Annotated in this window: 10 protein-coding genes; 6 read left to right on the top strand and 4 right to left on the bottom strand. The window is 40.0% G+C overall.

Going from position 1 to position 12,237, the window contains the following annotated elements; all coding sequences use genetic code 11:
• Window positions 1-35 precede the first annotated feature (35 nt).
• Window positions 36-665, bottom strand: a complete 630-nt coding sequence (locus IEE83_RS01080; RefSeq protein WP_194118799.1) for an MgtC/SapB family protein — start codon at window positions 663-665, stop codon at window positions 36-38.
• A gap of 78 nt (window positions 666-743) precedes the next feature.
• Window positions 744-2,033 carry an aminopeptidase P family protein gene (locus IEE83_RS01075; RefSeq protein WP_194118798.1) on the bottom strand — a complete coding sequence of 430 codons (1,290 nt, stop codon included), beginning with the start codon at window positions 2,031-2,033 and terminating at the stop codon, window positions 744-746.
• A gap of 179 nt (window positions 2,034-2,212) precedes the next feature.
• Between IEE83_RS01075 and IEE83_RS01070 the strand changes: the two genes are divergently transcribed.
• Both IEE83_RS01070 and IEE83_RS01065 read left to right on the top strand, forming a co-directional pair.
• A complete protein-coding gene (locus tag IEE83_RS01070) occupies window positions 2,213-3,736 on the top strand; it encodes a S8 family serine peptidase (RefSeq protein ID WP_194118797.1) in 1,524 nt (507 codons plus the stop codon).
• Window positions 3,737-3,796: 60 nt separating this feature from the next.
• Window positions 3,797-4,102, top strand: a complete 306-nt coding sequence (locus IEE83_RS01065) for a phosphoribosylpyrophosphate synthetase (protein WP_194118796.1) — start codon at window positions 3,797-3,799, stop codon at window positions 4,100-4,102.
• A 116-nt stretch (window positions 4,103-4,218) separates the two neighbouring features.
• Here the strand turns inward: IEE83_RS01065 and IEE83_RS01060 are convergent, their stop codons facing one another.
• Window positions 4,219-5,856, bottom strand: coding sequence for a Na+/H+ antiporter (locus tag IEE83_RS01060; RefSeq protein WP_194118795.1), 1,638 nt, complete (start codon window positions 5,854-5,856; stop codon window positions 4,219-4,221).
• A 274-nt stretch (window positions 5,857-6,130) separates the two neighbouring features.
• Between IEE83_RS01060 and IEE83_RS01055 the strand changes: the two genes are divergently transcribed.
• On the top strand, window positions 6,131-7,399 hold the full coding sequence (locus tag IEE83_RS01055; RefSeq protein ID WP_194123243.1) for a Gfo/Idh/MocA family protein: 1,269 nt from the start codon (window positions 6,131-6,133) through the stop codon (window positions 7,397-7,399).
• Entirely contained in the window at window positions 7,368-8,357 is a 990-nt protein-coding gene (locus IEE83_RS01050) for a sugar phosphate isomerase/epimerase family protein (RefSeq protein ID WP_228101619.1), read from the top strand. Before IEE83_RS01055 ends, IEE83_RS01050 begins: the two co-directional genes overlap by 32 nt.
• 295 nt (window positions 8,358-8,652) lie before the next feature.
• Here IEE83_RS01050 and IEE83_RS01045 read toward each other — a convergent pair whose 3' ends face one another.
• Window positions 8,653-9,099: a hypothetical protein gene (locus IEE83_RS01045; RefSeq protein WP_194118794.1), complete on the bottom strand. Its 447-nt coding sequence runs from the start codon at window positions 9,097-9,099 to the stop codon at window positions 8,653-8,655.
• Window positions 9,100-9,343: 244 nt separating this feature from the next.
• On the opposite strand from IEE83_RS01045, the gene IEE83_RS01040 reads away from it, so the two are divergent.
• Both IEE83_RS01040 and IEE83_RS01035 read left to right on the top strand, forming a co-directional pair.
• Entirely contained in the window at window positions 9,344-10,579 is a 1,236-nt protein-coding gene (locus tag IEE83_RS01040; protein WP_194118793.1) for a nucleoside recognition domain-containing protein, read from the top strand.
• Between the two features lie 111 nt (window positions 10,580-10,690).
• Entirely contained in the window at window positions 10,691-12,187 is a 1,497-nt protein-coding gene (locus IEE83_RS01035; RefSeq protein WP_194118792.1) for a TolC family protein, read from the top strand.
• Window positions 12,188-12,237: the final 50 nt, after the last annotated feature.

Genomic DNA, 12,237 nt, shown 5'->3' with positions numbered 1-12,237 from the left:
AGCAAAAATTAATACTATAAAGTGACTATCAGTTACTAAAAGTCAAATTCTACTATATCAGTATCATTCAACAAATATTCCGTCAATTTTTCATGCATTTCATGAGAACCCTGCAACAACCAGTTTCCGGTAATATGGCTCCCCGACCGGTTTTGTTCTGCACCCAGGATCGTTAAACCATAAACCTTGAAAAGCTCTTCATAATCTTTAAGTGTTTTCTTTTGATATACACTCATCAGACGATAACTCCTGATCTGGTTTTTGTTTCTGATCCATTTTTGAATCGGCGATAAAATAACCAGACACATACCGGCCACAAGAAAAGCGTAGATCGCAATCACATAAAATCCGGCACCGATTGCCATTCCCAATGCCGCAGTTACCCAAACAATCGCGGCTGTTGTAATACCAACAACCCGGTTGTTTTCACGAAAAATAATTCCCGCACCGATAAAACCGATTCCGGTGACAATATTAGCCGCAACCCGACCAGCGTCTCCGCTAATCCGGATAGAAACCAAAGTAAAAAGCGTGGAACCTACGGCAATTAAAATCAGAGTTCGTAACCCCGCCGACTTACTGCGATATTCTCTTTCAGCCCCAATAATGGCGCCCAGCACAAAAGAAAAAAGCAGTTTGTAAAGGTCTTCGGTATAAAACTCCATTATTTATATTATTCTTTTATTTGAATGAAAAGCCGGAAGAATGTAAAATCTCCCGGCTTTTCATTCAAATTTACGATGCTAGGCATTCATGATTTCTTCAATTTCCTCAGCTTCGATCGGAATATGTCCCATCAGGTCAATGTTGCCGTCGGCTGTGATCAGAATATTGTTTTCCAATCTGATGCCCAGTCCTTCTTCTTTGATATAAATTCCCGGCTCACAGGTGAAAACCATTCCAGGTTCGAAACGACGGTATTTGTTTCCAACATCATGAATATCCAGTCCCAGGAAATGTGAGTTTCCGTGTGGGAAATATTTCTTGTAAGCCGGCCATTCAGGATCCTGTTTTTCAATATCATGTTTTGTAATTAGTCCCAAACCAAGTAATTCACTTTCCATAATCTTACCAACTTCCACATGATATTCATCCCAAAGTCCGCCTGTAACAAGCATACTTTTTGACGCTTTAAAAACACGTAAAACGGCTTCATAAACATCACGCTGACGTTTTGTAAAACGTCCGTTTACCGGAATGCTTCTTGACAAATCCGAACCATAATTGGCATATTCAGCAGCCACATCCAGAAGAATTACATCGCCATCTTTACAAGTTTTGTCATTTTGAACATAATGCAAAACGCAGGCATTTGCGCCGGAAGCTATAATTGGCTGGTATGCAAATCCTTTGGAACGGTTTCTTATAAATTCGTGCAGCAATTCTGCTTCAATTTCAAATTCTTCAACACCGGGTTTTACAAATTTCAGTAATCTCTCAAATCCAAGTTTTGTTATATCACAAGCTTTTTGCATCAAAGCAATTTCCTGCGGTTGTTTGATTGCACGAAGCTGATGCATCACCGGTGCTAATCTCAACAGCTGGTGCAAAGGGTATTTTTCCTTAAATTCAGTAATGAAACGCAAATCACGGGTTATCACAGGCGAATCATTTCTTGTATGTTCGTTTGAATTCAGATATACATTTTCAGCTTCATAAACGATATTTCTGAAAACGGTTTCATATTGATGCGTCCAGTAAATATTCTGGATTCCGGAAACTTCACGCGCCTGCTCTTTCGACAATTTCTCACCTTCCCAAACGGCGATCAGTTCATTGGTTTCCCGCACAAACAAAACCTCCCTGAATTTTTCGTCCGGATGGCCTGGAAAAACCAGCAAAATCGTTTCTTCCTGATCCACACCCGTTAAATAAAAAAGGTCCGTATTCTGACGAAAACCCATAGAACCGTCTGCATTCGTCGGCATAATATCGTTGGAATTCAGAATTGCCAAAGATTTTGCTTTTAGCAAACTTGAAAGTCTGCGACGATTTTCAATAAACAGGTTTTTATCTATGGCCGAATAACGCATAAGCTTTAAATTTTTGTAACTGGTAATTTAATTCGTAAAATTACGTTTTACTTCTTAAATAATATAGAAGATAAGTCAAAGTAATCCATGAGTAAGGTCATTCGTGAAGAAATTCAAAATAACCTGTTATCTTGGAGTATCATTAATACGCAGGCAACCTAACAACTTTTAAAGACTCAATGAAGCGAATTTTCCTACTGGCACTTTTATGTGTGCCTGCATTACTGTCTGCGCAGCCTAAATATTGGATATATCTTAAAGATAAGAATTTAGACAACTCCCCTGCTGTTTCCCAGTTAACGCTGGAAACCCGCCAAAAATTTGGTCTGGCTACTGACGATACAGACTTGCCTGTCCGTGCAGATTATCAAAATCAACTGAAAGATATTTCCGTAAAAATTGCCAATCGTTCCAAATGGCTTAATGCAGTTTCCGCGGTGCTTACTTCTGAGCAGGCACAGGAAGTTCGTCAGCTAAGTTTTGTAAAGGAAGTGGTACCAATGACATCCGGTTTTTACATCGCCCAGACAAAACCTGTTGAGCGCGTACAGATGGCGCAGGTAATGTCGCAGGTTCAGGCCAATGCTTTTCAAAAAGCAGGGATTAATGGAAAAGATGTTACCATTGGCGTCATTGACGCGGGATTTTATGGAGCAGATTCTTCACTTTCGCTTCAACATATTTTTTCAAATAAAAGAATTTTAGGTATTCATGATTATGTAAAACCTGGAAGATCCGGACAATTGCTTTTCAGTACCGCAGAATCTTTTTCAGATATGCACGGAACAGAAGTTTTGACCGCCATTTCTGGGATTGATAATCAGGATCAAATGCAATATGGTTTGGCTTTAAATTCCAAATTTTATCTGGCCCGTACCGATTATTCCTTGCGTGAATGGCGTGGAGAAGAAGATAACTGGATTGCGGCGATGGAATGGATGGATAGTCTGGGCGTTCGTTTGATCAATACTTCACTGGGTTATGCCAAAGGATTTTCGGATCCATCAGAAAATTACAAACCTTCCCAAATGGATGGAAAAACCAGCGCTATTACCCGTGCTGCACAAATTGCAGCGGATAGAAAAGGTATCATGATCGTAGTTTCAGCCGGAAATGAAGGTGAAGATAAAAGCTGGGGAATTATTTCTGCTCCGGCGGATGCACGTGGCGTTTTGTCAATCGGCGCAACCAATGCTAAACTTTGGAACCGGATTGGTTATAGCAGCGTCGGACCGGAATTTTTAAATTATGTCAAGCCAAATGTTTCCTGTTTCTCACTATACGGCACATCACTTTCTGCACCAGTAATCACCGGATTTGCTGCTTGTATGATGCAGGTAAATCCAAAACTTTCGAATAAAGAAGTCATTGAACTGATCGAAAAATCGGCGCATTTATATCCTTATGGAAATAATTATGTTGGTTACGGTGTGCCACTTGCTTCCCGTGCTTTGGCTTTGGCAAAGGCTCCTTATTTACCAAATCATTCCAAACTGATTACAGCAACGGGAAGAAATTGTGAAGTGGATGTAACTACGGATGAAAACCTGGTAGCGATTTACAGAAAGAAAAACAGCAAAGACGTTTTGTCGCAGCAGACTGCAAAAGTACAGAACGGAAAAATATCATTAAGACGCCAAAACGGAGAGCATTTCACGACGATCGATTTGAAAGAATACGCTGTGGAAGTACAGTGGAACTAAGGAGATTTTAGAATATAATTTGTACCTTAACCATTCGATACAAACTAAACTCTATCAGTTATGGAATCTTACAATACATTGGTTGAGGCGTTAGAAGGATTGGAAAAAGAAGGTTATTCCGAAGAATTCAATCTTAAACAAGATTATCTGGAAAGCAGTAACGGTAAGTTTCAAATCCGTCATCATGAATTTGAAATTGATAAATTCTTCCGTTTCGAAGGTGAAACTGATCCATCAGACGAATCGATTGTTTATGCAATTTCTTCTGCAAAATATAATTTGAAAGGTGTGTTGGTGAGTGCTTATGGAATTTACAGTGAGCCTTTGGTTGATGAAATGATAAAAAAGTTTTCGTTTGCGAAGTAGGTGTTGGCGATTAGCTGTTAGGTGGATAAAGAAATATCCAGGATAATCAATGATTTCAGGATTAAGAAATTAATTAAAAAGCTCCTTCGAAATATTCCGAAGGAGCTTTTTAATTTTTATGGTGAATCTCTCAGACGGGCTTCTTCAAAATCCAGTTCTCTTTCCCGGGCTTTGAGTATTTCATCAGAATAGATTCTTTCCCTTCGCAATTTTTGTAGTTCGTCGCGCTTGATTGAAACAATTTCAACTAACATACGTCTGTATTTTGGAAGAAAATCCGCGTTTGCGCCCTTATTTTCTTTTTCTACCAGACGATTATTTGCATTATCGATCATCCGTTCATAACGTTCTTTTAACCGGCTGAAAGCATCAATCATCTGAACTTCTTCACCATAAGTAGACTGCATATGACTAAGACTGGCAGTTGCCAAACGCAGACGAACGGCAATTTCCTGCTCTTCTTCATTTCCTCCGTCATCCTTAATATTCAGCCATTTTATCAAATACGGCAAACTCAATCCTTGAAGAACTAGTGTAAAGAGTATCACAACAAATGTGATGAAAAGAATTAGGTCACGTTGTGGAAAGGCGGTTGAACCATTTGTTAAGGTAAGCGGCACCGCCAAACCGGACGCCAGCGACACAACACCACGCATACCGCTCCAACCAACAATAAAAACGGTTTGCCAGGGCGGTCTTGCTTCATTTTCCCGAACTTTTCTGCTTAAAATATGCGGTAAATAAGTACTTGGAAAAACCCAAAGCAGACGAATTACGATTGTAACAATACTAATGACAACGGCATAGGTAATAGATTCCATGACAGAGTTTTTACCCAACCCTTCAATAATATCCGGAAGCTGCAATCCTATTAAAATAAAGACAATACCATTCAGCAGAAAAACAACCGTCTCCCAAACGTACTGAGACTGCATCCGGGAATTGTAAGAGAGAATTTCATTAGAGCGGTAACTCAAAAATAAACCTCCGCTGACGGTCGCTAAAACACCGGAATAATGAAAATGTTCTGCACCGATATACATCAGATAAGGTGCAATAAATGTCAATGCTGTATCGATACTTGAATTTGTAGGAAAAAAACGGTGGACAAGATAAAGTATGTGCGCAATGGCCAAACCTATAATAATCCCCATGATAGACACCGTAAAGAAATCCAGTCCCGCTTTCCAGAAAACAAATTGCCCGGTTAACAAAGTCGACAAGGCAACCCGAAAAACAATCAGCGAAGAAGCATCATTTACCAGACTTTCACCTTCCAGAATTGCAACAACTCTTTTAGGAATTTTCAATCCCTGCAAAACAGATGTAGCCGCAACAGCGTCTGGTGGAGAAATAATTCCGCCCAAAACAAAACCCATAGCCAAAGTAAAATCCGGAATCATTGCATTAGACAAATACGCTACGGCAGTCGCAGTAAAAACGACAAGTCCAATTGCTAAAAGACCTATTGGCCTTTTATATTGCCAGAAATCTTTCCACGACGTATTCCACGCAGCGAAGTACAAAAGCGGCGGTAAAAAAAGCAGAAAAACCCAATCGGGTTCCAATGAAATATGTGGGATACCGGGGATAAAACTGATTAACAATCCGGCGATTACTAAAAAAATAGGATAAGAAATTCGCAATTTTTCGCTCAGCATTGTGAGCATGGAAACAACAAACAGAAGCGATATAACAATTAATAGATTATCCTGAATATTATCCTGAGCCATGAGCCAGATAGATGTTTTCATTTTAAAGGTTAAAATTCTACAAAGCCAAAGAAATGTATAATTTACGAAATTTAAATTATTTGGTCCCCATTTTTTCCCATGCTAAATTTGGATTTTAGTGGTTTTGCCGAACGTTTTTTGAAGTTAGTTGGCATAAAACTAAGAGAATTATTTATCTTTAAACCTTTGCATAAAATATAATGACGAGTTGTAAAACTCTAAGATTTTATGTGATTCTATTATTTAAACCTAATCCCTTTTTAACATGAATGCTTCTCGTAGAGATGTTTTGAAAATGGCAGGAGTCGCGCTGGCTGGCAGTGCATTACCCGCTATCACGATTCTTAAGCCAAACAAAGTTTATGCCGGAACCAATGCTGACACGCTGAAAGTCGGTTTGATCGGTTGCGGAGGAAGAGGATCGGGAGCTGCCAACCAGGCTTTGAAAGCTGACCCAAATGTTGTTTTACATGCCATGGGTGATATTTTCCCTGATAAATTACAGTCTTCACTTGAAAACCTGACGAAGGTACACGGTTCAAAAGTTAAGGTTGATGACGGTCATAAATTTATAGGTTTTGATGCTTATAAAAAGGTACTGGAATCTGGTGTTGATGTTGTATTGCTTGCAACGCCTCCACATTTCCGTCCGGAACATTTAACAGCGGCAATCAATGCAGGAAAACACGTTTTCTGTGAAAAACCGGTGGCAGTTGATGCGCCAGGTGTTCGTAAAGTTTTAGATGCTGCTAAATTGGCAAAGCAAAAAAATCTTTCTTTGATGTCAGGTTTCTGCTGGAGGTACCATGAGCCAAAACGCGCCAGTTTCGGAAGAATTCTTGACGGAGCAGTAGGTGATATTTCTGCAATTTATAATACGTATGATACAGGTACATTGTGGTCGTTCCCACGTGTACAAGGCTGGACAGATGCGCAGTATGTATTGCGTAACTGGACTTACTATACATGGCTTGCAGGAGATCATATTGTTGAGCAGGCTGTTCACAGTATTGATATGATGTCATGGGCTATGGGTGGTAAATTGCCAATTTCTGCCACAGGAACAGGTGGCCGTCAGGTAAGAACTGAGGAGCTTTTTGGAAATATTTTTGACCATTTCGCTGTCACTTACGAATATGAAAATGGCGTAAAAGGCTTCCACCATTCAAGACAACAGGCAAACTGCGAAAACAGCTACCTGGTTGAGACAATCGGTACAAAAGGAAGAGCGATGGTAAACTGTGCCCGTAACGTTCATGAAATTTACGGCCAGAATCCTTGGAAATACGAAGGAAAACAAAATGATATGTACCAAACGGAACATGATGAATTGTTTGCTTCAATCCGTAAAGGAACTCCGTTGAACGACGGAGAATTTATGGCGCAAAGCACACTTTTGGCGATCATGGGAAGAATGGCTGCTTACACGGGAAAAAGAGTAACATGGGAAGAAGCGATGAATTCAACAGAAAAACTGGGACCTCAAAGTTCAGCTGATTTCAGCTTTGACATGAAGCCTCCAATCGTTGAAGTTGCGAAACCTGGTATCACTGCTTTCTCTTGATATCAGTATGGATAGAAGAGATTTCCTTAAAAATACGGCTTTTGCGACGGCTGCCTCCACGGGCGCTGTAATGGGAATCGGTGCAATGACTGACGTTGTTGCATCTCCTTCCAACATTATTCTTCCTGAACAAATCAGTTCAGCCCCTGTTGCCAAAGCGATGATCAAAAAAAGCTTGAAATGGGGTATGGTAAAGGAAGATATGTCTGTAATGGACAAATTTAAAATGTTAAAAGATATAGGGTATGATGGCGTAGAGCTGGATTCTCCTAATGATCTTAACATGAAGGAGATTTTGGCTGCCAGAGATAAAACAGGACTTGAACTTCCGGGAACGGTTAATTCGAAGCACTGGAAATTGCCTTTGTCGGATCCTGATCCAAAGAAACGTGCTGAGTGTGTGAAATCGATTGAGCAGGCTTTGTATGATACGAAACAATATGGCGGAACTACGGTTTTGGTTGTTCCGGGTGTGGTAAATGCAGAAGTTTCCTATTCCGAAGCTTACGAACGTTCACGCGCTGAACTAACCAAATTGTTGCCAATCGCTGAAAAGACCGGCGTGAAAATTGCTCTGGAAAATGTCTGGAATCAATTTTTGCTCAGTCCGATGGAAGCTGCAAAATATGTTGACGATTTCAAACACCCTATGATCGGCTGGTATTTTGACGTAGGAAATGTGCTGCGTTACAGCTGGCCGGTTTCCTGGATTGAAGCTTTGGATAAACGTATTTTAAAGATTGATTTAAAAGAATTCAGTTTCAAAAAACAGAATGACCTTGGTCTTTGGAAGGGTTTCGATGTTGAATTCTTTGAAGGAGACTGTAACTGGCCGGAAGTTAATAAGGCTTTGCAGAAAGTCGGATATTCTGGCTGGGCATCTGCCGAAGTTAGCGGCGGCGACCGGAAAAGGTTGCAGACGATAAAGGATTTTATGGATAAGATTTTTGCGGCGTAAATTGTAGGGGCGCCCCTAGTGGGCACCCTTTTTCAGCAAAGCAATCATTCCGGGCAACCGTTGGGGCAATCCCTCGTGGTTGCCCTCTTTCTTTATCCGGGATACCTTTTTACTATCCGAAAATTATCCTTATCCGGTTTTTCGGCTTTATTTTCTTGGGGATGCTTTTCGGAGTTTTCCGGGCGACCACGAGGGGCGCCCCTACCATTTCCAAAACCAATATTATCGAAACATTTTGGATTTATTTTCCCAGGGATGCTTTTCGGGGTTTTCCGCGCGACCACGAGGGGCGCCCCTATCGCATGCTATAACTCTTCGTTTGACGGATTTTTAATTCGTCACCGATTATTTCTACACGCTTTAATTCTTTGAACACGTTTTCTTTATCCATAAAACCGATCACACAGGTCAACGGCTCTTTTCCTTTTTGCACTTCAACTTTGGGTTCAATTCCAAAATTTGGGATAACCAAATCATCCTCAGCTTCCAGCTCTTTGTATTTTACTTTAATTTTATATTTGAATGTTTGATCTGTTTCAAAAAGACTTACCGCAAATTTCCAGTCATTCAATCCGTCTTTATCTTTCACCGGTTCAGTATAACTTGACACAGCTTCCGGTTTCACTGCTTTCCTAACTTCTGAAATTTCAGTAGCCGAATCACTGCTATTTTCACCAGATTCATTCTTTTTGTTACAAGCCAATAATGCAAGCACGAAAAACAGGTAATAATACTTATTCATATTAGTGATGAAAGATAATGTTGTAAAAAGTGGAAGATAGGAAATCGTCTTTTAAAAGTAATTAGTAACCTGATGAATATTTCATTAATATTCAAAATTTGAATCAGTCCATAAAAATCTTTATCACCTCCATATCCGTTTACAGCTGAATAACTGCAATCTCAGGAATTTGCATTATTTTAGACCCTAATAAAAATCCCAACCAGCGTACCATAACCCTGTCGACTAACTTTTACCTCAACACATGGCCCTTAATTATATTTTCATTGCTTTTTTTACAATTGCTTTTGTCGTTGCGTTCGCTAAATTCCTTCTCTTCGGTGATGCAGAAACTTTAAAGCTCGTTGTGGAAGGTATTTTAAGTTCGTCAAAAGTAGCTGTGATGGATATTGCTTTGCCTCTCGCAGGAGTAATGACATTTTTTCTGGGGATATTAAATGTAGGCGAAAAAGCCGGAGCGATTAATATTCTGGCCAGGATTATCGGTCCCTTTTTTAGCAAATTATTTCCTGAAATTCCGAAAAATCATCCGGCAAACGGGCAAATGATTATGAACTTCGGAGCGAATATGCTGGGTTTGGATAATGCGGCGACGCCTTTTGGTTTGAAAGCCATGCAAAGTCTTCAGGATTTAAATCCAAGTAAAGACACCGCTTCCAATGCGCAGATTATGTTTTTAGTTCTGCATACTTCGGGGCTTCAGCTTATTCCGCTGAGCATTATCGCGCAACGCGCCATTCTGGGAGCTACTGATCCTTCTGATGTTTTTATTCCCTGTGTTGTAGGTACATATATAACTACGGTCATCGCTTTGATTATTACAGCAGCCTGGCAAAAAATTAATCTTTTTAACAAAACAGTAATACTTGGTTTAGGTGGTGTAACAACGGTTCTTGCTCTCTTATTATGGTATTTATCAAGTTTACCAAAAGAGCAAATTGAAACAATTTCCGTCGTTTTTGGAAATTCGGTACTGCTTTTTCTTATCACGTCATTTCTTCTCGGAGCACTTTATAAAAAAGTAAATGTCTTTGAAGTTTTTATTGATGGAGCAAAACTGGGTTTTGAAACTTCTGTCAAAATAATGCCTTATCTGGTAGGAATGCTTGTTGCGATCAGTGCTTTTCGTACTTGCGGCGCTATGGATTATTTGATAAACGGACTTCGGTATATAGTAATCAGTTCCGGGATCAATAGTGATTTCACAGATGCACTTCCCGTGGCCTTAATGAAGCCTTTAAGCGGCAGCGGCGCCCGTGCTTTGATGATCGAAGGTATGACTAAATTCGGCCCGGATTCTTTTGTTGGACGACTAGGTTGCATTTTTCAGGGATCAGCCGACACAACACTTTATATAGTAGCACTTTACTTCGGATCTGTCGGGATTAAAAACTCCCGTTATGCCATTGTTGTAGGCCTCATTGCCGATTTAGTCGGTGTGATTGCTGGCATCTGGCTGGGATATTTATTTTTTCACTAAAATTATTTATTGTAAAATACCCATTTACCTACTTATGCAACCGTCCGTACTAAATGGATGGTTGTTTTTTGTAGCATCATGTAATATTGAACATCTAACACAGAATAACATATGATGAATTCGTTACCAAAATCCGCATTCCTTGCGTTTATGTTTTGTGGACTTGTCTTGTTTCAATCTGCTTATGGACAAACGAATGTTCCAAAAAAAGCGGACAATACATATTCTCTTGAAGATTGTATCCGCATTGCTTTGGAAACAAATCCGCAGGTTAAGCAGTCTGAAATTCAGGTTCAGCGCGATAACAACATTCATGAGCAATCACGCTGGCAGCGTTGGCCGAGCTTGAGTTTTAATGCCGCGCAAGGTTTTAACTCGGGTCGGAACATCGACCCCTTTACCAACCAGTTTGTTCAGCAAAATATTAGCCAAAACCAGTTTCAGCTCGGTTCAAGTGTAATTTTGTTCAGCGGATTTCAGTTGAAAAATACGGTGAAACGCAACGAAATCAATATCATGGCAAGCCAGAAAGATCTGGATGCTGCCAGAAATGATATTATGCTGAATGTTGCACTTTCTTACTTGCAGGTAATCAGTAATGAAGAATTAATCGGTGTGGCGCAGCGCCAGGTCGACGCGTCTAACTTACAGGTCGGCCGCACACAGAAACTTGTGGAAGCAGGTACCCTGGCCGAAAGTAATTTGTTTGATTTAAAAGCACAGCTTGCCAATGACGAATTGACGCTTGTTAATGCGCAAAATAATCTGGAAACGGCAAAACTTAATTTGAAACAACTAATGAATATGCCAGGAAGCGATCCGATTAATTTGATAAAAATACCGGTTGCTGATCCAAATCTTCGTGCTTACGACGCTACAATCCAACAAATTTATGAAACTGCCATGAGCAATCTCCCTCAGATGAAAGCAGCAGAATTACGCACCGAAGCGGCCAAGAAAAACATTGAAATCATCCGTGGCAGCGCAATGCCAACATTAAGCTTGAACGGCGGGATCAATACTACATTTTCGAGTGTGGCTCCAAAAGAGAGATTTATTTCTGACGGCTCACCTAGTCAAACGCAGACTGTAACATCTACAACGGATTATATTATCGTAAATGATCAGCAGTTTCCAATTGTGCAAACCGTTTCAACACCCGGAGGATCACTCAGACATTTCGGATACCTGGATCAGCTTAATTTCAACAGAAACTCTTCTATTAATTTAAGTTTAAGAATTCCTATTTTTACAAATTTCCAGGTTCGTTATAATGTTGCAAATGCCAAATTGCAACAGCAAACTACTGAATATCAGGCGCAGCAAGTTCAGCTTACGATTCGTAAAAATGTTGAACAGGCTTATATTGATATGAATAATGCAGCCAAACGTTATTCTGCAACGGCCAATCAGGTTAGAGCCTTAACCGAAGCTTTCCGCATATCTCAGGTTCGTTTTGATGTAGGCGCTATCAATTCAGTTGAATACAATATTGCAAAAGCCAACCTTGACCGCGCGAATGGAAATCTTATCCAGACAAAATACGATTACGTTTTCCGCACAAAAATCCTCGATTTTTATATGAACAGACCACTGTCTGATTTTTAAATAAAAATTGAAACCTGTCTTAAAAAAGATAAAAAAATAATCATAGCAGA

Origin of the sequence: Dyadobacter subterraneus, assembly GCF_015221875.1 — a bacterium.
GTDB lineage: Bacteria > Bacteroidota > Bacteroidia > Cytophagales > Spirosomataceae > Dyadobacter > Dyadobacter subterraneus.
This window is presented reverse-complemented; position numbering and strand designations above follow the sequence as displayed.